Raw genomic sequence first — 22,086 nt, forward strand, 5'->3', positions numbered from 1 at the left:
GGGGCACCCGGACTGCAATATCCATGCCATGAAAAAATGCCATACCAATCAGCGGGCTAGCCTCGTCGCCGGGGCGGAGCCTCGTGACAGACTGTCACGCCGGGCGCCCCGGTGGCGGTACAGCCGGACACCCGCCCGGCAGTCCGGCCAGGCGCCTGAAGCGATTGATTCGCGGACGAAAATCAGCATCGGTCCGGGCGTGGCATGAATCCTGCTGTTGGCCATCCGGTTTCATGTCCGGCAAGGCGAAGTGTCCGATACCCATTACTGCTGTCCATTCTGCGGACTCGTCTGTGACGACCTGTCCGTCGACCTGCCCGGCTGCCCGCGTGCCGTGCAGTTGAGCACCGCGCCGGCGCTCGGCGTGGCGCGGTCGAACGGAAGCGAGGTCGACACCGCCGCCGCGGTCGCCGCCGCCGCGGCCATCCTGCGCGGTGCCCGCCGACCCCTGGTCGCAGGGCTGGCCTGCGACGTCACCGGCCATCGCGCCGCCCTGGACCTGGCGGAGCGCACGGGCGCCGTGGTGGACCACATGAACGGGGCCGGCCAGTTTCGCAACTGGCTGGCCTTCCAGGACGGCGGCTGGATGAGCACTACCCTTTCCGAAGTGCGCAATCGGGCCGACGTGGTCGTTCTGGCCGGCACCGACGCCACGGCCTTTCCCCGTTTCTTCGAGCGCTGTCTGGCGCCCGAATCCCAGTTTGGCGAACTGTCCCGGCGAGTGATCGTCTTGGGGGACTCCCACTCCTTCCCCCCCGAACGCCTGGCCGGGACAGCTCTCGCCATCCCCATCGCCAAAGAACGCCTGGGCGAGCTGTGTGCCGCCCTGCGCGCCCGCCTGGCGGGCCGCCTCGTGGCGGCCGGCACCGTCGCGGGTATGGCGCCGGAGCAGCTCGACGCCTTGCTCGCCACGCTCAGGGCCGCCCGCTATGGCGTGCTGGCCTGGAATGCCGCCGAGCTGGATTTCCCGGACGCCGACCTGGCGGTCCGCGCCATGGCGGATCTGGTCACCGACCTCAACCGGGTTGGCCGCTGGGCGGTCCTGCCGCTCGGCGGCAGCGACGGCGATACCTCCGCCGCGCAGGTTTGTACCTGGCGCACCGGCTATCCGCTACGGGTCGGCTTCGAGGCCGGCGGGCCGCACTACGAACCCCTGTCCCACGAGACCGGCCGCCTGTTGGCCATGGGCGGGGTGGACGCGCTGCTGTGGATCTCGGCCTTGGACCCGGAACGCCGGCCGCCCGAGACGGATTGCCCGGTCATCGTGCTCGGCCGGCCGGACATGACCTTCGAACGCCCCCCGGCGGTGTTCATCCCGGTGGCGGTACCCGGCCTGCATCATGCCGGATTCCTGCACCGCATGGACGGCGTCGTGGCCTTGCCGCTGAGCGCGCGCACGGCCACCGGCCTGCCGGCCGTCGCCCAGGCCCTGGCGGCCATTGCAAAGGAGTTGAGCCGTGCTCAGGCTTAAGAACGGACGCCTCTACGACCCCGCGCGCGGGGTCGACGGCCTGGTGCAGGACCTCTACGTGGACGCCGGACGGGTCGTCCCCGCGCCGGGTCCGGAGGTCCGGATCGATGCCGAGCTGGATTTGGCCGGCAAGGTTGTGATGGCCGGTGCCATCGACCTGCACACCCATATCGGCGGCGGCAAGATGAACATCGCCCGTGCCCTGTTGCCGGAAGACCATCGCGGCGATCGGGTCCCGGCCAGCGATCTCGGCGCCGGCGGCTTCATGCACGCCGGCTGCGGCCACGCCGCACCCTCCACCTGGACGACCGGCTACCGCTACGCCGAGATGGGCTATACGGCCTGCTTCGAACCGGCCATGCTGCCCGCCAACGCCCGCCACGCCCACCTGGAGATGGGCGACATCCCGATGGTGGACAAGGGGGCCTACGCCATGCTGGGCAGCGACGATTTCTTTCTGCGTCTGCTCGCCGCCGGGGCCGACCCACGCCTGATCGCCGACTACGTCGGCTGGACCCTGGACGCCAGCCAGGCCATGGCGATCAAGGTGGTCAACCCGGGCGGCATCTCGGCGTTCAAGTTCAACACCCGCGCCCTGGCGCTGGACGAGGCCCATCCCTATTACGGGGTCACGCCGCGTCAGGTGATCGGCGCCCTGGCGCGGGCGGTGCATGATCTCGGCCTGGCGCACCCCCTGCACGTGCACGCCAGCAACCTGGGCGTACCCGGCAACGCGGACACCACGCTGGCGACCATGGCGGCGGCCGAAGGCTTGCCCATCCACCTGACCCATATCCAGTTCCACAGCTACGGGACCGAGGGCGAGCGGCGCTTCTCCTCCGAGGCGGAGCGCATCGCCGACGCCATCAACCGCCAGGGCAACGTCTCGGCCGACGTCGGCCAGATCCTGTTCGGGCAGACCGTCACCGCCTCCGGCGACACCATGGGCCAGCACCGCAATCACCGGCACGCGAGCCCGGACAAGTGGGTGGTCATGGACATCGAGTGCGATGCCGGCTGCGGCGTGGTGCCTTTCCGGTACAAGGACAAGAATTTCGTCAATGCGCTGCAGTGGGCGATCGGGCTGGAACTGTTCCTGCGCGTCACCGACCCGTGGCGCATCTTTCTGACCACGGATCACCCCAACGGCGCCCCCTTCACCAGCTACCCGCACCTGATCCGCCTGCTCATGGACCGCGATTTCCGCAACGCCAAGCTGGACGAAATCCACCCCGAGGCCGCCGCCCACAGCCAGTTGCGCGGCCTGACCCGGGAATACAGCCTGTATGAGATCGCCGTCATGACCCGCGCCGCCCCCGCGCGGTCGCTGGGCCTGGCCGAGCGCGGCCATCTGGGGCCCGGCGCCGCCGCCGACATCGTGGTGTATCGGGACGACGCCGACCGCGAGGCCATGTTCGGAAAGCCCGAGTACGTATTCAAGGACGGCGAACTGGTCGTCCGCGACGGCCGCGTGGTGAAGGTGGTCAACGGTGCCCTGCACGCCGTCAAGCCGGAATACGACAAGGGCATCGAGAGGCCCCTGAATGACTATTTCGACCGCTACATGACGGTGAAGATGGCGCACCTGAAGATCGCCGACGACGAGGTCTGCGCCTGTGGCGCCAGCAAGTTGGTCCCCCACGCGTGCACGAGGCATTCGTCATGATCATCAACGGCGTCGCCATCGACGACACCTACGCCGAGGCCTTCGGCATGAAGGCCACTCGTATCCTGATCACGGCGGACACGCCGGCCTGGGCACGGCACGCCGCCAATGCCGCCTTCGGGTTCGCGACGTCGGTGATCGCCTGCGGCTGCGAGGCGGGCATCGAGCGCGAGCTGTCGCCGGAGGAGACACCGGATGGCCGCCCGGGGCTGTCCGGCCTGCTGTTCGCGGTCTCCACCAAGGAGCTGGCCAAGCAGTTGGAGCGACGGGTCGGCCAGTGCGTGCTCACCTGTCCAAGCACGGCGGTATTCGCCGGCTGCGCCGGCGAGGAGCAGTTGCCCCTCGGCCGCAACCTGCGCTATTTCGGCGACGGCTGGCAGATGTCGAAGGTGATCGCGGGCCGGCGTTACTGGCGCATACCCGTGATGGACGGGGAGTTCCTCGCCGAGGAGTCCACCGGCCTCCTGCGCTCGGTGGGGGGCGGCAACTTCCTGGTCCTGGCCCGTTCCCGCGCCCAGGCCCTGCTAGCCTGCGAGGCCGCCGTGGCGGCAATCCGGAAGGTACCCGGCGCAATCGCCCCGTTCCCCGGCGGGGTCGTGCGCTCCGGCTCCAAGGTCGGTTCCAAATACAAGGCGTTGCCGGCTTCGACCAACGACGCCTTTTGTCCGACGCTACGCGGCGGTGTCCGTTCCGAATTGACGCCGGAGGTCGAGGCGGTGCTGGAGATCGTCATCGACGCGGTCACCGACGCGGACATGCGGGTGGCCATGAAGGCCGGCATGGCCGCCGTGTGCGGCCTGGGCGCCGAGGCCGGCATCGTGCGGCTGTCGGCGGGCAACTACGGAGGCAAGCTGGGCCAGTTCCACTACCGCTTGCGGGAGATCCTGGCATGACCGCCACGACCCTGACCCTGCGTGCCGGCATCGCCGGAACCGTCGACCTCGGCGGCGTGCTGCCGGAAACCCTCGTCCGCGCGGACGCCGGACGGCTCGTCGTCGGCCTGGACGGCCGGCCGGTCGAACTCGCCGAGTTGTTCACCCTGCGCCCGGGGGACGCCGACAGCCTCGTGGTCGAGGCCGAAGGGGTGCGCCTGGACAATGTCGGCCGGGCCATGACGGCCGGCCGCCTGCGCCTGGAAGGGCATGCCGGCGACTATGCGGGCGAAGCCATGCGGGGCGGCGAATTGCTGATTGCCGGCGATGCCGGTGATTTCGCCGCTTGTGCCATGCGCGCCGGCCTGCTGCGCATCGACGGCCGGGCGGGCGACTGGCTGGCGGCCGCCCGGACCGGCGAACGGGCCGGTATGGCGGGTGGCGTCGTCGCGGTCGCCGGCGGTGTCGGCGACCGCCTGGGCGACCGCATGCGCCGTGGCCTGGTATTGGTGAGGGGCAGGGCCGGGCGCGCCTGCGGCGCCCGCATGCTGGCCGGTACCCTGGCGGTGGCCGGCGGCTGCGACGATCTCGCCGGCTTCGGCTTGCGCCGCGGCAGCCTGGTCCTGGGGGTCGCCCCCGAACTAGGTGCGACCTTCAACGAGGCCGGCGTGGCGGACCTGCCCTGGCTGGGTCTGCTGCGCCGCTACGCGGACGCCATCCTGCCGGGGGCGGTGTTCGCGGGCACGCGGGCGCGGCGCTGGCAGGGTGATCTGGCCCAGGGCGGCAAGGGTGAAGTGTTGGTGCCGGCATGCGGGTGATCTTCATGCGCCACGGCGAGTCGGAATACAACCTGCGCAAGCTGTGCAACGCCGACCCCGCCGTGGCCGTCGGGCTGACCGAAGACGGCCGCGCGCAGTCGCGCCGGGCGGCGCAGCGCTGGCGCGACCTGCCGTTCGGCCGGGTCTACGTATCGCGCCTGCAGCGTGCCCAGGAGACGGCCGCCATCGTCTGCGGCGGCCATTGTCCGGCCATCTGCGTCGATGCCCGTTTGGACGACCGCCGGACCGGTTACGAGGGGCGGCCGGTGGAAACGTACCTGCGCGCCATGGGGGCCGCACCCGATCCGTTCGACTGGAAGGCGGGCGACGGCGAGTCCTACCGGGAGATGGTGGCGCGGGTGGACGATTTTCTCGACGACCTGGCCGGTGCCGGCGCCCAGTCGGCCCTGGTCGTGACCCACCATGAGGTTCTCCAGGCGGTAGCCGGGCGTTTCCGGCGCCTCGATCTGGACGCGATGTGGCGGGTCTGGCTGGGCCACTGCGAAACGCTCTCCTTCGAGCTGTAGATGCTGCGTTGCGGCCGCTTCCTCTTCGACCTGCGGGCGCCGCTGGTGATGGGCATCGTCAACGTCACGCCGGACTCGTTCTCGGATGGCGGCCGCTACGCCGACCCGGAGCGAGCGATTGCCCACGGCCTGCGTCTGCGCGACGAGGGCGCGCACATCCTGGACATCGGCGGCGAGTCCACCCGGCCGGGCGCCCGCCCGGTCACCGAGGCCGAGGAACGGGAGCGCGTCCTGCCGGTACTCACCGCCCTGCGCGACTGCGGTGCCGCGCTGTCCGTCGACACCATGAAACCGGGGGTGATGGCGGCCGCGCTGGTCGCGGGCGCCGACCTGGTCAACGACGTGAACGCGCTGCGCGCACCCGGTGCCCTGGAGGTGGTGGCCGGAACGGACTGCGGCGTCTGTCTGATGCACATGCAGGGCACGCCGGAGACCATGCAACTGGCCCCGCGCTACGGCGATGTCGTGGCGGAGGTGGCCGAGTTCCTGGCGCGCCGCGTGCAGGCCGTGGGCGAGGCCGGCATCGCCGGCGAACGGCTGCTCGTCGATCCCGGCTTCGGGTTCGGCAAGACCCGCGCCCAGAACGTCGCCCTGTTCCGCGCCATCCGTCGTTTCGCCGACCTGGCGCCTGTCCTGGTCGGGGTTTCACGCAAACGCCTGTTCGGGGAAGGCGCCGGCCTGGCGCCGGGCGACCGGCTGGCGCCGAGCGTGGCGGCCGCGCTGCTGGCGGCCCGGGCCGGCGCCGGCGTCCTGCGGGTCCACGACGTGGCCGCGACGGTGGCGGCGCTCGAGGTCCTCGAGGCGCTGGAACCCGGCCACTGACCACGTTTGTTCAACTTTCTGCGAGGAGCTTACCGATGCGCATTCCTACCCTGTTCTGCGCGGCCGCCATGGCCGTATCCGTCAACGCCGCCGCCACGGATGTGCGCGTGGACCACGCCTGGATGCGCGCTACCCTGCCCGGGCAGCGGGTGGCGGCCGGATTCATGGACCTGACCGCCGGGCGCGACCTCGTCCTCGTGGGGGCCAGCAGCCCGGTGGCCGAAACGGTGGAATTCCATTCGATGGGCGTGGCGGACGGCAAGATGCAGATGCGGGCGCTCAAGACCATCGCACTGCCCAAGGGCAAGACCGTCGGCTTGGCTCCGGGGGGCATGCACGTCATGTTGATCGGAATCAAGGCGCCCATCGGCGCGGGCCGGCCGGTCCCCGTGCAGTTGGTCTTCGAGGACGGCCGGGGCGGCAAGAGCACCGCGACCGTGGAAATGCGGGTGAGCCCCCGCCAGGACTGATGGCCGGGTCGGCCGCTGGCGACGGCGGGCCGTGGCGCCACGCGACCGGCCGTCATGGCGCACGGCGACCGGTACCCGGTGCCGGTGCGCGAGTGCGGTGGCGTTCCGGGGCGGGGCCTTCGGGGCGCGTAATAGTACGTGCAAAAAATCGTAGACCTACGGATTTCCCGGTGCCCGGCAGACGTTTCTAATTCCAACGACCCGGTCTAGACCGGGGCCGCCCGGGTTGGCCGCCAGCCCGGCATGAGAGCGCAACGAGGCAAAGGAGACTGATAATGCTGCAAGCCGCACAAGAGCGGGACGCCCAGGCGCGTCCCTTCGAGCAAAGCATCAAGCGTTTCGGCGCGACCGTGATGGCTGATCCCGCCCTGCTCGAGAGGCTGGACGCCGCGCCGGACAAGGAGAGCTTCATCCGGCTTTACAGGGACTTGGCGGCCAGCAACGGCATCCACTTTTCCCGGGACGAACTGCTCGTTGCGGTACAGGAGCAGAAACAGGGTCGCAACTGGGTGATCCCCAAGGCCGTGCTGCGCATGATCGCCGAGCGCTTCTGAAGGGGGCCGCCATGTCGAACGAGATCAAGACCAATACCGGCCGCGTGGTGGGCCACTGGAATGGCGACAGCGCCCAGGACCTGATGACGGAGATCGGTCGCATCAAACAGGGGCTGCGCCAGGAGAATTCCGCCGAGTACCTGGACTCCCGCCGCATGCCCCATCGTGACCAGTTGCCCGCTGACCTGCTCGACTTCCGGGCTTACCACTTGTGGGGATGCGACCGACAGGGGGCCTGTCTGGTGGGCACCAATGCGAACCGCATCGAAGCGTTGGAAAAGGTGCGCTCATTTTCCCTCATCGAGCACCACTGACCGGCCCGTCACGCCCGCCCGCGGCCCGCCGCCCTGCCGGTCCGTGGGCGGCCGCGCGCGCCGCGGTTGCCGTGATTCCGTTCCCCGCCCAGCCCCAGGAGGCGTCATGCCGGTCCTTCCCGCCATCAGCCGCGAATCTCGTCCGACGGCGCCGACGCACGGCGGCGGTTTGCAGAGCATTCTTTACAAGGTGCAGGAGATCGCCAAGGACGTAGTGGCGCCGGCCGCCGAGGCCACGGACCGGGACGCGCGCTGGCCGAGGCAGGGCATCGGCGCCTTGCAGCAGGCCGGCTACGGCGGCCTGGTGGTGCCCTGCGCCTATGGCGGCAACGGCCACGGCCTGCTGGCTCTGGCCAAGGTATGCGAACTGCTGGGCCAGGAATGCGCCTCGACCGCCATCTGCTATGGCATGCATTGCGTAGGCAGCTCGGTGATCGCCGCCAACGCCACGCCAGATCAACGGGAACGCTTCCTGACGCCCATCTGTGCCGGCCGCCACATCACCACCCTTTCCCTCAGCGAGGCCGGTACGGGCGCCCACTTCTATCTGCCCCAGACCACCCTCGAGGCGGTATCGGACGAGGTCTACGGCCTTACCGGCAGCAAGACCTTCGTCACCAACGGCGGCCACGCGGATTCCTACGTGGTGTCGGCCGTGGCGGCCTCGCCGGCTGCGCCGGTCGGGCAGTTCTCCTGCGTGGTCCTGCCGGCCGGGACCGAAGGCGTCAAGTGGGGTGCCGACTGGGACGGCCTGGGCATGCGTGGCAATTCCTCCCGGACCATGGAATTGCACGGTGCCCGCATCCCGCGGAATAACCTGCTCGGCAAGGAGGGCGACCAGATCTGGTACATCTTCAACGTGGTGACGCCCTATTTTCTCATCGCCATGGCGGGCACCTTCCTGGGCGTGGCCACCACCGCGCTCGAGGAGGCGCGGCGCCACCTGAGCCGGCGCTACCACACCCATGTCGGTGCCAGCTTGGCACAGGCGCCGGTACTGCAACACCGCCTGGGTAGCCTGTGGGCGGTACTGGAGCGCACCCGCCGGCTCACCTACCACGCCGCCGCCAGCTTCGACGCCGGCGAGCCGGACGCCCTTACCGCGGTGATGGCGGCCAAGGTGGAGGTGGCGGACTGTGCGGTAAGCCTGGTGAACGAGGCCATGACCCTGTGCGGCGGCATCGGTTACCGCAACGGCGCGCGCCTGCACCGGCTTCTTCGGGACGCCCGGGCCGCCCATCTCATGTCGCCCACCACGGACATCCTGCGCATATGGATCGGCCGCGCGTTGCTGGGCCAACCCCTGCTGTCCGACTGAAGCCGGTACGGCCATGACCGCCGCGTCGGTACCGGTACAGGCTGTCGTCCACCTGGTCGGGGTCGACGATGGCCTGGCCGGGGAGCTGCGCGAGCAGTTGAGCCCGGACATGCAACTGGTCCGCCTGGATGGCGACGAGCGCCTCTGGCAGGATTTTCAGGATGGCAGCCGTCCCGCCGACATGGTGCTGCTGGGCCTCGACTTGGCCGAGCCGGTACGCGTGGCGCAGCGCGTGCATGCCTACGACAAGCATGTGGCCATCCTGATCCTGAGCGCCGCCGCCCGGTGCACCCAGCTCAAGCGCACCTTGATGTTCAGCCCTTTTCTCGGCAACGAGGTGACACCCTGGTCCATGGCCGAACTGGAGGAACTGCCGGGGGCGATCCGTGCCGCGGTGGAACGCCGCCGACAGCGCATCCGTTACCTGAACACCATCGCCAATGCCCACATCCGCCTGGAGAAGCTGCCGCTGCTGCAGCCCGAGGCCAGCCATTACCTCGACCAGTTGCTGGACCATGCCCCGATCGGGGTCCTCACCGTGGATCCGTCGGGGGCCATACTCACCCTCAACCACCACGCCCTGGCCACGCTGGCGGTGAACGAGCGGGGGGCCCTGGGGCGGTCCCTGCCGGAACTGTTCCCGGAGCCCGAGCGGGAACGCCTGGGCACCCTGCTGGGCCGTTGCCTGAAGGACATGGCGCGCCTGCCGCCCGAGACCCTGGAGCTGGCCGTCCCGGACCGCGACATACGGCACATCGAGGTGACCCCCGCGCCCATGGCCTACCGTACCGGGCAGCGCGGCGTCATGCTGATCCTTCAGGACGTGACCGATCGGGTCGCCCTGGAGCGTGAGCGCCAGCAGGCCGAGGCGGAGTTGCGCCTGCATGCCACCGTGCTGCGCGCCTTCCATGAGATCAGTTCGGCGCCGGCCCTGCTTCTGGAGGAGAAGCTGCACCGCCTGCTCATGCTCGGTTGCGAGTTGTTCGGCCTACCGATCGGCACCCTGTCGCGCATCGACGGCCAGTGCTTCAGGGTGTTGGATGCGGTGAGCGAGCACCCGGAGTACGTCGCGGGCAGCAGCAAGGACCTGCAGGAGACCTATTGTGCCGCGACAGTGGCGTCCAGCGAGCCGGTGGCCTTCGAGCATGCCGGCGTCACCGAATGGCGGACCCATCCGACCTACCTGCGCTATGGCCTGGAGGCCTATATCGGCATGCGCGTGCAGGTGGACGGCGGCGTCTACGGCACCCTCTGCTTCGCCAGCCAGTCGCCGCGGGCCAAGCGTTTCGGGTCCGCCGACCGGGAGATCCTCAAGCTCATGTGCCAGTGGGTGGGCGGCGAACTGCAACGGGAACGGGCCGAGGCCCACATGCGCAAGCTGTCGGGCGCCCTGGAACAGACCGCGGATTCGGTCATCATCACCGATCACGACCGGCGCATCGAGTACGTGAATCCGGCCTTTGAGCGCCTTACCGGCTATTGCCAGGAGGAGGCGGTGGGGCACAAGACCTACTTTCTGCGTTCCGGCGTACACGACGAGAAGTTCTACGCCGAACTCCGGCGCACCATCAGCGGCGGCGGCGTGTTCCGTGGCGTGCTGGTGAACCGCAAGAAGAATGGCGAACTGTTCCATGAGCAGAAGACCATCACCCCGCTGAAGGACGGCCACGGCCGGATTACCCATTTCATCTCCACCAGCCACGACATCACGGAGTTGGTGAAAGCCGAGGCGCGAGGCCGGCGCCACCAGGCCGAGCTCGCCCACGTGGCACGCCTGAGCACGCTGGGGGAGATGACCTCCGGACTGGCGCATGAGTTGAACCAGCCGTTATGCGCCATCGTCACCTATGCCCAGACGTGTCTGCGCATCCTCGACAGCGGGGGTGGCGTCCGCCAGGTGCGCTATGGCCTGGAACAGGTTGTCCGCCAGGCGGAATTGGGCGGCGCGATCTTTCGCCGTTTGCGGAACTTCGCGCGCAAGGGCGATGCCCCCCGGCAACGGGTGGCGCCGGGCGACCTCATCCACGAGGTGGCCGGTTTCATCCGCGCCGAGGCCGAGCAGCACCAGGTCGGTCTGGAACTGGACCTGCCGCCCGGCCTGCCCCGGGTATGGGCGGACCCCATCCAGATCGAGCAGGTGCTGCTCAACCTCGTGCGCAATGGCCTGGACGCCATCGCCGGGTTGCCCGATGAACGTCGCTGCCTGCGGATCGGCGCGCATAGCCGGGACAACCGGAGCCTGCGGGTGTGCATCAGCGACGGTGGCCGAGGCTGTCCGCCGGAGGCGGTCGACCGTCTGTTCGAGCCGTTCTTCACCACCAAGCCGAGCGGTCTGGGCATGGGTCTCGGGATCAGCCAGAGTCTGATCGAGGCCCATGGCGGCCGCCTGTGGCTGGACGCCAACACCCGGAATGGGGCCACCTTCTGTTTCACCCTGCCGGTCGAGGAGGGTCAGCATGCTGACGAAGATCAATCCGCCGCCTAGGCCCACCGTGTTCGTGGTGGACGACAACGTTGCCGTGCGCGACGCCATACGCTGGCTGGTGGAACAGGTCGGCCTGCCGGTGAAGGCCTACGCCAACGCCAGCGAATTCCTGGCCGCCTACCGTCCCGGCATGCGTGGCTGCCTGGTCCTGGATATCCGCATGCCCGGGATGAGCGGCATCGAGCTCCAGGAGCGTTTGGCCCGGGCGGGCGTTCACCTGCCGGTCATCATCGTCACCGGCCACGGCGACATCCCCATCGCGGTCCGCGCCATGAAGGCGGGCGCCTTCGAGTTCCTGCAAAAGCCATTCAACGACCAAGCCCTGCTGGACGCCATCCAGGCGGCACTGGAGAAATTTGGCCAGGTCTGGGAACGCGAGGACCGCACCAGCGCGACCAGCCGCAACCTGGCCAGCCTGACGCCGCGCGAGCGGGAAGTGTTGGAGCAGTTGCGCCACGGCAAGCTCAACAAGGCGATTGCCGGCGACCTGGGGCTTTCCGTGCGCACGGTGGAAGGCCACCGGGCCAAGATAATGGAGAAGATGGGTGCGCGGACCCTCGGGCAGTTGATCGAGATGATCGTCAAGACGGTGCCGGGCGGGTAGGCGGCTGACCCGGCCGGCGGGGCGGTCTCGCGATACCGGTGACGCTCGGCGACGGCCCATCGGGAGCGCCGCGATGGCTCGGCCGCTCGCCGTCCCCGCGGCCGGCCGGCCGGACCGGACCGCAACGCTCGTGCATGCCACGCCACGGCCCACGTAAAACCACGTGCCTTCCCGTATTAGTCCGGATTTTTGTCCTTCCTTGCCCTGCGTATAAATCGGCTCTGGCGGAGGCGCGTTTCACGGGAGGCGCCTTCGCCGCGACCAACCATCCATTCAAGGACTGAAGGAGACGGACAATGCGCAAGCTGATTTTTGGACATCTGGTGTATCTGTATACGCCACTGGGCATCCTGGCCTGTCTGGCGGGGATACTCAAAGGCGGGGATTGGGTCTGGGTGGGCCTAGCCATCTTCGGTTTCAACATCGTCATGGACACGCTGACCTCCGCCCTTCACACCAAAGGGGCGGCCACCGACCGGGGCGGGCTGCCGGTGGGCTCGCCGGCCATCCTCAACATGATGATGTATTTCCAGTTGCTGAGCTTCGTGGCCATGCAGGTTGCCCTGGCCTGGCGCCTCTACCAGTACGTCTCGGGCGCACCCATCGAGACCATGGCCTGGAACGGCTACGAGTACCAGAGTGGCATCACCGGCCTGCAACTGGTGATCGCCACCATCGGCGCCGGCATGCATCAGGGCCTGGGCATCATGTTCGGCCATGAGTTGTCCCACACCAAGGGCTTCGGCTTCCTGGTATCCCGCTGGATGATGGCCTTGTCCGGGGCGGCCCACTTCTGCTTCGCCCATGTCTACAACCACCATCTCGAGCTGGGGCGCGCCTGGGGGGGCCGGAAGGCAACCGGATGGGCGATGACACCGACCCGGCCACCGCGCCGCGCGGCCGCAGCCTCTACAAGCACTTCGTCATCTCCCACGTCGGCCAGTCCTACTTTGGCGTCCTGACCGAGAAGAGGCGCCTGAAGCGCATGGGCAAATCCTTCCTTTCCTTGTCCAACCGCTGGATCCGCGGCTACCTCATGAGCCTTCCCACCGTCGCCCTGTTCCTCGGGGCCGGCTGGCTCGGGGGTGGCACCGACGGACTGCTGACCGGTCTGGCCGCCATGCTCGTGGTGTGGGTCATCTCCAATTTCGAATTGGAGGCGCTGAACTACATGGAACACTACGGCCTGATCCGCGTGCAAGGGCAGCCCATCGAATACCGTCATTCCTGGGACAACGACAACGCCTTCACGAGCTGGGCGTTCATCGAGATCGGCCGCCAGGCCGACCACCACGACCGGGGCGAGACGCACTTCTGGGAACTGTCCAGCGTCGGCCAGCCGTCGACTCCGGCGGGCGCACCCAACGCCATGATCGGCTATTACACCGAGTTCGTGCTGGCCCTGGTGCCGCCGCTTTGGCACGCGGTCTACAAGAAGAAGCTGGCCATCTGGGACCGCGATTTCGCTTCGCCCGAGGAGCGCAAGATCGCCCGGGAGATCAACCGCAAGGTGGGTTACGAAGTCGACCCCGGCGAGATTGCCGGCCGCCACCTCGAAGTGAGCTACGCCTTTTGACGCAGCCACCAAGGTGCCGCCGGCAGGCGGCACCCAGACGCCGGGTGGGAACCCCGGCACCAACCATCCGATAGGAGACAGACATGAACGCACCCACCGAAACCGCCGTCGAGACCGTCGGCGATACCGCGACCCTCTACGAGCGCCTCGGCGGCCGACCGGGCATCGAGGCCATCGTCGAGGACATCTGGAACAACCACGTCAGCAATCCGCTGGTCAACAAGCGCTACGTCAACAGCGACCCGGCGAACGTGAAGCGCCTGGTGACCGAAATGTGCTGTGCCGGTTTCGGCGGCCCCGAGTCCTATACGGGGCGGGACATGATCGCCGCCCACAAGGGCATGAACATCAACGACACCGAGTTCGTCGCGGTGTGTGACGACGTGCTCAAGGCCCTGGACAAGCACAACGTCGGCAAGCGGGAGCGGGACGAGATCCTTTGCATCCTGTATTCGTTGAAGAACGACGTCGTCTACCAGTAACCGACGCCGTTGGCCGGGCTTGGGCGGGCAGCCGGTTCCGCGTCCGTCCGGCCCGGCGCCGGCGCGCGTGGCGCCGGGCCGGGCTTCCCGTTCCGTTTGCGACCGACCATCTGAAAGCAAGGAGCCAATCGTGTTCGGACTGTTCGCCCGCAAGGGCCCCTTTACCGCCCGGGTCTCGCCGTCCGGCGAGAGCATCCCGGTCAAGGCCGGCGACAACCTGCTCAAGGCCGCCCTGGATGCCGGCCTGGCCTGGCCTCACAACTGCCGCGTGGGGTCTTGCGGCCAGTGCCGTTCGCGCCTGGTGAGCGGCAAGATCAAGCCGCTCAGCGATTTCAGCTACGTGCTCGACGGCGCGGATCTGGACGACGGCATGATCCTCGCCTGCCAGGCTTGTTTGCGCAGCGACGTCGAGATCGAGGTCGAACTCGACCAGCCGCCCGTCGCTTTGTCCGCGGCGAAAACCGTGAGCGGGTGCATTGCCGGCAGCCGCCAGTTGACGCACGACATCCTCGAGCTGCGGGTGCGCCTGGACGAGCCGTTGCCGCACTATCTGGCCGGGCAGTACGCGGACATATCGGTGCCCGGCGTCGTCGACCAACCGCGTTCCTACTCATTCGCCTGCGCCCCCGAGAACGAGGCGGCCGGGCATGTCAGCTTCCATATCCGCCACGTCCCCAATGGCCGGATGACCGGCTGGCTGCACGGCGGAAACCGGGACGGGCAGAAGGTTACCGTGAGCGGTCCCTATGGTTCCTTCTGGCTGCGCGAATCCCCGGCGCCGATGCTGTGCATCGCCGGCGGGAGCGGCATGGCGCCCATCAAGGCCCTGTTGGAACAGGTGTCCAGCCAAGGGTTCCGGCGCAAGGTGACCTACATCTTCGGGGCGCGTACCCGGGACGATCTGTACTGCCTCGACGAGATGGGCGCCATCGAGAACCGCGGCAACGGCCAGTTCCACTTTCTGCCGGTGCTTTCGCGCGAGCCCGAGAGCAGCGGCTGGGATGGCCTGCGCGGCCGCTGTACCGAGATACTCTCCCTCGACCGCTTCGCCGACATTCGCGACAGCCACGCCTACCTGTGCGGTCCACCGGCCATGATCGACAGCGCGGTCCAGTGCCTGACCGGGGCCGGCCTGAGTGAAAAGAACATCTTCTACGATAAATTCCTCGACGCCTCGCATCTGTCGGCGGGACGGGCCTGACGGCGCGGCTGACCCAGGCGCGGGGTCGCCGGCCGAGAAGGGCCGGTCGCAACCCGTGTGGGGCATGCCGGTGGGCTAGGCGCAGGCGTTGGCGACCCGCGCCGCCGGCTCGACCATCATGCCACGGCCGAGTTGGCAGAGCATGAGGTAGCCGGCGTCGACGCCGGCCGGGCCCAGACGGCGCACCTCGGCGCGTTCGGGGAGCCTGGCCAGGAGGCGGTCGGCGCGGCCGTGCCCCGGGATGACACAGTCGGGCGCGACGTCGAGGAGGGGCACCAGCACGAATGCCCGTAGGTGCATGCGCGGGTGGGGCAGGGTGAGTGCGGCGCTGCACTGCCTATGGGTTTCATAAAGAAGCAGGTCCAGGTCCAGCGTGCGGGGGCCGTCGCGGCGCGTACGCACGCGGCCATGGCGCGCTTCCAGGGCCAGGAGTTCGGCCATGAGCCGCTCCGGCAGCAGGGCGGTTTCCAGCACGGCGACGGCATTGACGAAATCGGGCTGGTCGGCGTAGCCGACCGGGGCGGTGCGGTATAGGGCGGAATAGGAAAGAAGCCGGCAGTGGGGCAGGCAGCCGAGGTCGGCTAGGGCGCGCTCGATGCGCCGGGCCGGGCCGTCGAGGTTGCCGCCGAGCGCGATGTAGGCGCGGCTCATGCCGGGATACGCCTTCCGGCCAGGCGCCGGCGGTGGGCGTCGAGGGCCTCGCGCACGATGGGCAGGAGATCCCCGCCGCCTTCGCCGTCGAGGTGGTCCAGGAGGCTCTGCCGCATGCCGGGCGCCCAGAAGGCGGCGAGATGTTGGGCGATGCCCTCCCGGGCGATTTCAGGGTCGGGTTCGGCCGCGAAGTGGGTGCCGATCTGGTTGGCCATGTGGACCAGTTTTGCGATATCCATGAGTCAGTCCGTGACGCGTTCCGGGTGGGCGTAGAGGGTGTAGCGCCCTGGCCGCACGAAGCCGGCCAGGCAGAGACCGCTATCCCGGGCCAGCCGGATGGCGAAGCCGGTCGGGGCGGACACTGCGGCGAGAAGGCCGGCGCCCGCCGTGACGGCCTTTTGGACCATCTCGAAGCTGGCCCGGCTGGTGACCAGAATGAAGCCTGCGCGGAAATCCTGGCGCTGGCCGGCGAGGGCGCCGATGAGCTTGTCGAGCGCGTTGTGGCGGCCGACGTCCTCGCGTACCGCCTGGATGTTGCCGGCCCGGTCGGCCCAGGCGGCGGCATGCACGCCGCCCGTGCTGGCGTGCAGCGGCTGGCGCGTTTCCAGTTGGCCGAGGGCGCGTTCCAGGGCCGTGGCCGGAAACGCCGGGCCGGCCGTCAAGGTGGTCAAGGGACGGGCCACTTGGTCCAGGCTGTCGACGCCGCACAGACCGCATCCGGTTCGGCCGGCGAGGGCGCGGCGGCGGGCCTTGAGCTGCATGAAACGCGCTTCCGCGATGCGCATCTGGAGCACCAGGCCGTGGGGCGCATCCTCGATCTCCAGGTCGTAGAGTTCGGAGGCGTGCTCCAGGATGGCTTCGCTGAGGCTGAAGCCGAGGCCGAAATCCTCCAGGTCGGTCGGGCTGGCCAGCATGACCGCGTGGGCGATGCCGTTGTACGCCAAGGCCACGGGGACCTCTTCCGGTACCGTGTCCAGGCCGGCTCCGCGCGGGCCGCGGACCTGGGTGTCGACCAGGGCGGCGGGGCGCGCCACGGCATGGACCGGCGGATCACAGGGGCGCATGGACGTCCCCGGTCGGGAGCAATTCGTGCTGTTCCTCCGTGAAACGGGCATAGCCCGTCTGCCAGGCGGAGGGCTGCTCGACCCGCTGGATCTGCACGGCGGTGACCTTGTACTCCGGGCAGTTGGTCGCCCAGTCGGAATTTTCGGTGGTCACCACGTTGGCGCCGGAGGCGGGCCAGTGGAAAGTGGTGTACACGACGCCCGGCTGCATGCGCTCGCTGAGGCGCGCATGCAGCACGGTTTCCCCGGCACGGCTGACGATGTTGACCTTGTCGCCATCCCGGATGCCGCGGTCCTCGGCGTCGGCCGGGTGGATCTCGAGCAGGTCTTCCGGATGCCAGACGGTGTTCGCGGTGCGCCGGGTCTGGGCGCCGACGTTGTACTGGCTGAGTATGCGGCCGGTGGTGAGGAGGAGGGGATAGCGGCGGTTCACCCGTTCCTCCGTGGCCACGTACTCGGTCAGCATGAACCGACCCTTGCCGCGGCTGAAGCTGGCCACGTGCATGGTCGGCGTGCCGTCGGGATGGTCCGCGTTGCATGGCCATTGGATGCTGCCCAACTCGTCCAGGCGGGCGTAGCTGACACCCTGGAAGGATGGCGTCAGGCGGGCGATTTCGTCCATGATCTCGGACGGGTGGCCGTACTGCATCGGATAGCCCACGGCGTTGGCGAGCATCTGGGTGACCTCCCAGTCGGCATAGCCGGCCAGGGGCCGCATCACCCGGCGGACGCGGGAGATGCGCCGCTCGGCGTTGGTGAAGGTGCCGTCCTTTTCGAGGAAGCTGGAGCCGGGCAGGAAGACGTGCGCGAACTTGGCGGTCTCGTTGAGGAACAGGTCCTGCACGACGATGCACTCCATCGCCTCGAGGGCGGCGGTGACGTGCTGGGTGTTGGGGTCGGACTGGGCGATGTCCTCGCCCTGGACGTAGAGGCCCTTGAAACCGCCGGCCAGGGCGGCGTCGAACATGTTCGGAATGCGCAGCCCGGGCTCATCCGACAGCTTCGTCCCCCAGGCCGCCTCGAACAAGGCGTGGGTGGCCTGATCGGAGACGTGCCGGTAGCCCGGGAATTCATGCGGGAAGGACCCCATGTCGCACGATCCCTGGACGTTGTTCTGGCCGCGCAACGGGTTGACGCCGACCCCCGGCCTGCCGATGTTTCCGGTCGCCATGGCGAGGTTGGCGATACCCATGACCATGGTCGAACCCTGGCTGTGCTCGGTGACGCCGAGGCCGTAATAGATGGCGGCATTGCCGCCGCGGGCATAGAGGCGGGCGGCTTCGCGGACCCGGCCGGCGGGTACGCCGGTGACCGGCTCGGTCGCCTCCGGGCTGTGGCGCGGGTCGGCGACGAAGGTACGCCATTTCCGGAAGGAGTCGACCTCGCAACGCCGGCTGACGAAGTCCTCGTCCACGAGGCCCTCGCTGACCACGACGTGGGCGAGGGCGTTCACGAGGGCCACGTTGGTCCCGGGACGCAGCTTGAGGTGGTGGGCCGCACGTACGTGCGGGGTGTCGACCAGATCGATGTCGCGGGGGTCGGCGACGATAAGACGGGCGCCTTGGCGCAACCGCTGTTTCAGGCGTGATCCGAAGACCGGATGGCCGTCGGTGGGGTTGGCGCCGATCACCAGTATGACGTCCGCCTGCATGACCGAGTCGAAGTCCTGGGTGCCGGCCGACTCCCCGAGCGTTTGCTTGAGGCCGTAGCCGGTCGGCGAGTGGCAGACCCGGGCGCAGGTGTCGACGTTGTTGACGCCGAAGCCAGCGCGGGTCAGCTTCTGGACCAGGTAGGTCTCCTCGTTGGTACAGCGGGACGAGGTGATGGAACCGACCGATTCGGCGCCGTATCGGGCCTGCAGGCGCTTGAACTCGGCGGCGGCGTGGTCGATCGCCTGGTCCCAGCTGACCGGCTGCCAGGGATCCCGGATCGAGTTCCGGATCATGGGGGTGGTGATGCGGTCGGCGTGGCTGGCATAGCCCCAGGCAAAGCGCCCCTTGACGCAGGCGTGGCCGCGGTTGGCGCCACCGTCGAGGTCGGGCACCATGCGAATCACCTTCTCGCCCTGCAACTCGGCGTTCAGGGAACAACCGACGCCGCAATAGGCGCAGGTCGTGGTGACGCGGCGCTGTGGCTGCCCGTTGGCGATGACGGACTTTTCCATCAGTGCCGCCGTCGGGCAGGCGGCCACGCAGGCACCACAGGAGACGCACTCCGAGGCCAGGAAATCGACCCCGCCGGCGGCGGCGATGCGGGATTCGAATCCCCGCGCCGTGCTGGTCAGGGCAAAGGTGCCCTGGATGTCGGCGCAGGCCCGCACGCAGCGCGAGCAGACGATGCACTTGGACGGGTCGTAGGCGAAGTAGGGGTTGGAGGCGTCGGGCACCTCGCCGAGGTGGTTGGCGCCGTCGCCATAGCGCACCTCGCGCAGGCCGACCCGGCCGGCCATGTCCTGGAGTTCGCAATTGCCGTTGGCGGAGCAGGTGAGGCAGTCGAGCGGGTGGTCGGAGATGTACAGCTCCATGATCCCCCGGCGCAGGCGGAACAGCGCCTCGCTCTCGGTGTTGACCGTCATGCCGTCCTCCACCAAGGTGGTGCAGGAGGCGGGGAAACCGCGCCGGCCTGCGATCTCGACGACGCACAGGCGACAGGAGCCGAAGGCCTCCAGCTGCTCGGTGGCGCAAAGGCGCGGAATATCGATACCGGCCTCGGCGGCGGCATGCATGACCGAGGTGCCGGCCGGCACGCTGACCGCATGGCCGTCGATGGTCAGACGGACCTGGTGGCTGGAGGTCCTGGCCGGGGTGCCCCGGTCGTGGTGGCAATGCAGGCTCATTCCGTGCGCTCCTCGTATTCCGAAACCAGGCCGAAGTCTTCCGGGTAGTGGTCCAGCGCCGACAGGACCGGGTACGGCGTCATGCCGCCCAAGGCACAGAGGGAACCTTCCAGCATGGTCTGGCACAGGTCCCGCAGCAGGGCGGCCGTGTTGCCGCGTTCCGCCCGTTGCGCCAGCATGCCGTCCAGCAGTTCCACGCCGCGCTGCGAGCCGATTCGGCAGGGAGTGCATTTGCCGCATGATTCCTCGGCACAGAAATGCATGGCGTAGCGGGCCATTCTGGCCATGTCCACCGTGTCGTCGAAGGCCACGATGCCGCCGTGACCGACACTCGCACCGGCGGCCGCAAACGCCTCGTAGTCCAACGGCAGGTCGAAACGTTCTACCGGCACGTAGGCGCCCAGCGGGCCGCCGACCTGGACGGCACGCAGGGGCCGGCCGCTGGCGGAGCCACCGCCGTACCCGTAGAGCAGCTCCCGCAGCGTGATGCCGAACGGTACCTCGACCAAGCCCGGATGTTTCAGGTTGCCGGCGAGCTGGAAGGGCAGGGTACCCTTCGAGCGGCCGACGCCGTGGCTGGCATAGGCGTCGCCGCCGTGGGCCAGTATCCAGGGCACGCTGGCCAGGGTGACCACGTTGTTGACGACGGTCGGGCGTCCGAACAGGCCCTGTAGCGCGGGCAGTGGCGGTTTCGCCCGGACCAGCCCCCGCTTGCCCTCGATACTTTCGAGCAGGGAGGTTTCCTCTCCGCATACGTAGGCGCCGGCGCCCTTGAACAGGTGCAATTCGAAGCGCCGGCCCGAGCCTAGGATGTCGGCCCCGAGGAGGCCCTCGTGCCTGGCCGCGGCGACTGCCCGATCCAGCACCGCCCAGGCATCCGGATATTCGGAACGGAGATAGATGTAGCCAGTATCGGCGCCGACGGCGAGGCCGGCGATGATCATGCCCTCGATGAGACAGTAGGGATCACCTTCCATGAGCATGCGGTCGGAGAAGGTTCCGGAATCGCCTTCATCGGCATTGCAGACGATGTATTTCTGGCCAGCACCGGCCGCGTGGACCGTGCGCCACTTGATCCCGGTGGGAAAGCCGGCGCCACCGCGGCCGCGCAGGCCGGACGCCTCGACTTCGGCGATGATCGCCTCGGCGGGCAGGGTGAGGGCCTTCTTCAGGCCGGCCAGGCCGCCGTGGCTACGGTAGTCGGCCAGAGCGAGCGGGTCGGTGACGCCGACTCGTTCGAACACCAGGCGAGTCTGGCCTTGCAGGTAAGGAATCTCGGCTGTCGGCCCCAGGCGCAGCGGATGCGCGCCGCCCCGCAGCCAGCCGGCGGCGAATAGGCCGGGGACATCGGCCGGCGTGACCGGGCCATAAGCGACGCGGACGCCGTCGACGTCGATTTCCACGAGGGGTTCCAGCCAGTACAGGCCGCGGGAGCCGTTGCGTACGACGGTCAGGGAAAGGTCCAGGCGCTCGGCCTCCGTCAGCACGGCAGCCAGGACGGCAGCGGCGCCGACCGAGGAAACGGCGGCATCACCCGGTATGTAAAGGGTGATCGGCATCATGTCTCGTCCTTCTCGGCGAGGAGGGCGTCCAAGCGCTCGGGGTCGACCCGCCCGTACAACGTGCCGTCCAGTGTGATCGCCGGCGAGCAGGCGCAATTGCCGAGGCAGTAGGCCGCTTCCAGCGTGTAGCGGCCATCCGTCGACGTCGCACCCCAATCCAGGCCGAGGCGCTCGACGGCGTGCTCGGCCAGGCGCTCGCCGCCGACCGCCTGGCACGACTCGGCTCGGCAGATGCGCAGCCTCGTTCGGCCCGGCGGTTCGAGTCGGAAGTCGTGATAGAAGCCGATGACGCCCAGGACTTCGGCCCGGGAGACGTTATGGTCCTTGGCCAGTTGCGCGATGGCCTGGGTGGGGATGTAGCCATGCCGATCCTGCATGGCATGCAGGGCGGGCAGCAGCGCGGCCTGGGCGGGGGTATGGGAGTTTTCCGGAGACATGCGTTGCCTGTTCGTTTTCGGTGCCCGCTATGAGCAAATGACATGCCAGTGCCGACTGGCTTCTCTTTGGACCTGGAAAATCTTGAAAAAACAATACTATGAGCTTTTCGTCGGGACGCCGGCAAGGGGACGTGTGACCCTTGCCGTGACACTCTGTCATGCCCACTGGTCGGCTCGACCGTGCGACAAATTGTCACACCGGAATTAATCAGACTGTCATGGGAAAGGCCTGCCACGCCTTTCGGTGTTTCTTTGTAACTCTATGTTAGTTATGAAAAAAAATATGTGGCACGGCTGTTGCTCACGGGACTCCCGTGGCAAAACGCCGCCAGCCCCGGGGCGGTCCTGAGTGAGTG

22 protein-coding genes are annotated in these 22,086 nt (G+C 68.5%); 16 read left to right on the forward strand and 6 right to left on the reverse strand.

All coding sequences use genetic code 11. From position 1 onward, the window contains the following. The first annotated feature begins 250 nt into the window (after positions 1-250). The 16 genes from EZJ19_RS13575 (at position 251) to EZJ19_RS13645 (ending at position 15,180) form a co-directional block, all read left to right on the forward strand. Positions 251-1,471: a hypothetical protein gene (locus EZJ19_RS13575; RefSeq protein WP_131448474.1), complete on the forward strand. Its 1,221-nt coding sequence runs from the start codon at positions 251-253 to the stop codon at positions 1,469-1,471. Then, complete coding sequence (locus EZJ19_RS13580; protein ID WP_131448476.1) at positions 1,458-3,137, forward strand: formylmethanofuran dehydrogenase subunit A; 1,680 nt, start codon at positions 1,458-1,460, stop codon at positions 3,135-3,137. Before EZJ19_RS13575 ends, EZJ19_RS13580 begins: the two co-directional genes overlap by 14 nt. Beyond that, positions 3,134-4,030, forward strand: coding sequence for a formylmethanofuran--tetrahydromethanopterin N-formyltransferase (gene fhcD / locus EZJ19_RS13585; protein WP_131448478.1), 897 nt, complete (start codon positions 3,134-3,136; stop codon positions 4,028-4,030). Before EZJ19_RS13580 ends, fhcD begins: the two co-directional genes overlap by 4 nt. Continuing rightward, positions 4,027-4,827 carry a formylmethanofuran dehydrogenase subunit C gene (locus EZJ19_RS13590; RefSeq protein WP_131448480.1) on the forward strand — a complete coding sequence of 267 codons (801 nt, stop codon included), beginning with the start codon at positions 4,027-4,029 and terminating at the stop codon, positions 4,825-4,827. Before fhcD ends, EZJ19_RS13590 begins: the two co-directional genes overlap by 4 nt. Continuing rightward, positions 4,818-5,354, forward strand: coding sequence for a histidine phosphatase family protein (locus EZJ19_RS13595; protein WP_131448482.1), 537 nt, complete (start codon positions 4,818-4,820; stop codon positions 5,352-5,354). Before EZJ19_RS13590 ends, EZJ19_RS13595 begins: the two co-directional genes overlap by 10 nt. Beyond that, positions 5,355-6,176, forward strand: a complete 822-nt coding sequence (folP, locus tag EZJ19_RS13600) for a dihydropteroate synthase (RefSeq protein WP_131448484.1) — start codon at positions 5,355-5,357, stop codon at positions 6,174-6,176. Between the two features lie 35 nt (positions 6,177-6,211). Next, complete coding sequence (locus tag EZJ19_RS13605; protein WP_131448486.1) at positions 6,212-6,646, forward strand: copper chaperone PCu(A)C; 435 nt, start codon at positions 6,212-6,214, stop codon at positions 6,644-6,646. 275 nt (positions 6,647-6,921) lie between these two features. Beyond that, entirely contained in the window at positions 6,922-7,200 is a 279-nt protein-coding gene (locus tag EZJ19_RS13610; protein WP_131448488.1) for a Nif11-like leader peptide family natural product precursor, read from the forward strand. An 11-nt stretch (positions 7,201-7,211) separates the two neighbouring features. After that, positions 7,212-7,514 (forward strand): hypothetical protein, encoded by a 303-nt coding sequence (locus EZJ19_RS13615; protein WP_131448490.1) that lies wholly within the window; start codon positions 7,212-7,214, stop codon positions 7,512-7,514. 169 nt (positions 7,515-7,683) lie between these two features. Beyond that, a complete protein-coding gene (locus EZJ19_RS13620; RefSeq protein ID WP_240754777.1) occupies positions 7,684-8,832 on the forward strand; it encodes an acyl-CoA dehydrogenase family protein in 1,149 nt (382 codons plus the stop codon). A 13-nt stretch (positions 8,833-8,845) separates the two neighbouring features. Beyond that, positions 8,846-11,317: a PAS domain S-box protein gene (locus tag EZJ19_RS16655; RefSeq protein ID WP_131448494.1), complete on the forward strand. Its 2,472-nt coding sequence runs from the start codon at positions 8,846-8,848 to the stop codon at positions 11,315-11,317. After that, a complete protein-coding gene (locus EZJ19_RS13630) occupies positions 11,289-11,921 on the forward strand; it encodes a response regulator transcription factor (protein ID WP_131448496.1) in 633 nt (210 codons plus the stop codon). The genes EZJ19_RS16655 and EZJ19_RS13630 overlap by 29 nt, the downstream gene beginning before the upstream one ends. A 296-nt stretch (positions 11,922-12,217) precedes the next feature. Further along, positions 12,218-12,883 (forward strand): fatty acid desaturase family protein, encoded by a 666-nt coding sequence (locus tag EZJ19_RS16495; protein ID WP_240754778.1) that lies wholly within the window; start codon positions 12,218-12,220, stop codon positions 12,881-12,883. After that, positions 12,784-13,497, forward strand: a complete 714-nt coding sequence (locus tag EZJ19_RS16500) for a fatty acid desaturase (RefSeq protein ID WP_240754779.1) — start codon at positions 12,784-12,786, stop codon at positions 13,495-13,497. The genes EZJ19_RS16495 and EZJ19_RS16500 overlap by 100 nt, the downstream gene beginning before the upstream one ends. Positions 13,498-13,580: 83 nt before the next feature. Beyond that, positions 13,581-13,979 carry a group I truncated hemoglobin gene (locus EZJ19_RS13640; protein WP_131448498.1) on the forward strand — a complete coding sequence of 133 codons (399 nt, stop codon included), beginning with the start codon at positions 13,581-13,583 and terminating at the stop codon, positions 13,977-13,979. A 130-nt stretch (positions 13,980-14,109) separates the two neighbouring features. After that, positions 14,110-15,180, forward strand: a complete 1,071-nt coding sequence (locus EZJ19_RS13645) for an NADH:ubiquinone reductase (Na(+)-transporting) subunit F (protein ID WP_131448500.1) — start codon at positions 14,110-14,112, stop codon at positions 15,178-15,180. Positions 15,181-15,255: 75 nt separating this feature from the next. Here the strand turns inward: EZJ19_RS13645 and folK are convergent, their stop codons facing one another. From folK to EZJ19_RS13675, 6 genes are read right to left on the reverse strand one after another with little or no spacing between them, the layout of a single operon-like run. Beyond that, a complete protein-coding gene (folK, locus tag EZJ19_RS13650) occupies positions 15,256-15,831 on the reverse strand; it encodes a 2-amino-4-hydroxy-6-hydroxymethyldihydropteridine diphosphokinase (protein ID WP_131448502.1) in 576 nt (191 codons plus the stop codon). Beyond that, entirely contained in the window at positions 15,828-16,070 is a 243-nt protein-coding gene (locus tag EZJ19_RS13655) for a formate dehydrogenase subunit delta (RefSeq protein ID WP_131448504.1), read from the reverse strand. Before EZJ19_RS13655 ends, folK begins: the two co-directional genes overlap by 4 nt. 3 nt (positions 16,071-16,073) lie before the next feature. Next, a complete protein-coding gene (fdhD, locus tag EZJ19_RS13660) occupies positions 16,074-16,895 on the reverse strand; it encodes a formate dehydrogenase accessory sulfurtransferase FdhD (RefSeq protein WP_131448506.1) in 822 nt (273 codons plus the stop codon). After that, positions 16,882-19,731, reverse strand: a complete 2,850-nt coding sequence (fdhF, locus tag EZJ19_RS13665; protein WP_131448508.1) for a formate dehydrogenase subunit alpha — start codon at positions 19,729-19,731, stop codon at positions 16,882-16,884. Before fdhF ends, fdhD begins: the two co-directional genes overlap by 14 nt. Beyond that, on the reverse strand, positions 19,728-21,290 hold the full coding sequence (locus tag EZJ19_RS13670) for a formate dehydrogenase beta subunit (protein ID WP_131448527.1): 1,563 nt from the start codon (positions 21,288-21,290) through the stop codon (positions 19,728-19,730). Before EZJ19_RS13670 ends, fdhF begins: the two co-directional genes overlap by 4 nt. Beyond that, entirely contained in the window at positions 21,290-21,730 is a 441-nt protein-coding gene (locus EZJ19_RS13675; protein WP_131448509.1) for a formate dehydrogenase subunit gamma, read from the reverse strand. The genes EZJ19_RS13670 and EZJ19_RS13675 overlap by 1 nt, the downstream gene beginning before the upstream one ends. Between the last annotated feature and the right edge of the window lie 356 nt (positions 21,731-22,086).

The organism is Parasulfuritortus cantonensis, assembly GCF_004337445.1.
In the GTDB taxonomy this organism is placed as follows: domain Bacteria; phylum Pseudomonadota; class Gammaproteobacteria; order Burkholderiales; family Thiobacillaceae; genus Parasulfuritortus; species Parasulfuritortus cantonensis.

Excerpts from the sequence above, each read along its gene's own strand:
- EZJ19_RS16655 (WP_131448494.1), top strand. The coding sequence starts at position 8,846 with ATGACCGCCGCGTCGGTACCGGTACAGGCTGTCGTCCACCTGGTCGGG.
- EZJ19_RS13640 (WP_131448498.1), top strand. The coding sequence starts at position 13,581 with ATGAACGCACCCACCGAAACCGCCGTCGAGACCGTCGGCGATACCGCG.
- fdhF (WP_131448508.1), bottom strand. The coding sequence starts at position 19,731 with ATGAGCCTGCATTGCCACCACGACCGGGGCACCCCGGCCAGGACCTCC.
- EZJ19_RS13630 (WP_131448496.1), top strand. The coding sequence starts at position 11,289 with ATGCTGACGAAGATCAATCCGCCGCCTAGGCCCACCGTGTTCGTGGTG.
- EZJ19_RS13670 (WP_131448527.1), bottom strand. The coding sequence starts at position 21,290 with ATGCCGATCACCCTTTACATACCGGGTGATGCCGCCGTTTCCTCGGTC.
- EZJ19_RS13610 (WP_131448488.1), top strand. The coding sequence starts at position 6,922 with ATGCTGCAAGCCGCACAAGAGCGGGACGCCCAGGCGCGTCCCTTCGAG.
- EZJ19_RS13595 (WP_131448482.1), top strand. The coding sequence starts at position 4,818 with ATGCGGGTGATCTTCATGCGCCACGGCGAGTCGGAATACAACCTGCGC.
- fdhD (WP_131448506.1), bottom strand. The coding sequence starts at position 16,895 with ATGCGCCCCTGTGATCCGCCGGTCCATGCCGTGGCGCGCCCCGCCGCC.
- EZJ19_RS13675 (WP_131448509.1), bottom strand. The coding sequence starts at position 21,730 with ATGTCTCCGGAAAACTCCCATACCCCCGCCCAGGCCGCGCTGCTGCCC.
- folK (WP_131448502.1), bottom strand. The coding sequence starts at position 15,831 with ATGAGCCGCGCCTACATCGCGCTCGGCGGCAACCTCGACGGCCCGGCC.
- EZJ19_RS16500 (WP_240754779.1), top strand. The coding sequence starts at position 12,784 with ATGGGCGATGACACCGACCCGGCCACCGCGCCGCGCGGCCGCAGCCTC.
- EZJ19_RS16495 (WP_240754778.1), top strand. The coding sequence starts at position 12,218 with ATGCGCAAGCTGATTTTTGGACATCTGGTGTATCTGTATACGCCACTG.
- folP (WP_131448484.1), top strand. The coding sequence starts at position 5,355 with ATGCTGCGTTGCGGCCGCTTCCTCTTCGACCTGCGGGCGCCGCTGGTG.
- EZJ19_RS13590 (WP_131448480.1), top strand. The coding sequence starts at position 4,027 with ATGACCGCCACGACCCTGACCCTGCGTGCCGGCATCGCCGGAACCGTC.
- EZJ19_RS13605 (WP_131448486.1), top strand. The coding sequence starts at position 6,212 with ATGCGCATTCCTACCCTGTTCTGCGCGGCCGCCATGGCCGTATCCGTC.
- fhcD (WP_131448478.1), top strand. The coding sequence starts at position 3,134 with ATGATCATCAACGGCGTCGCCATCGACGACACCTACGCCGAGGCCTTC.
- EZJ19_RS13615 (WP_131448490.1), top strand. The coding sequence starts at position 7,212 with ATGTCGAACGAGATCAAGACCAATACCGGCCGCGTGGTGGGCCACTGG.
- EZJ19_RS13655 (WP_131448504.1), bottom strand. The coding sequence starts at position 16,070 with ATGGATATCGCAAAACTGGTCCACATGGCCAACCAGATCGGCACCCAC.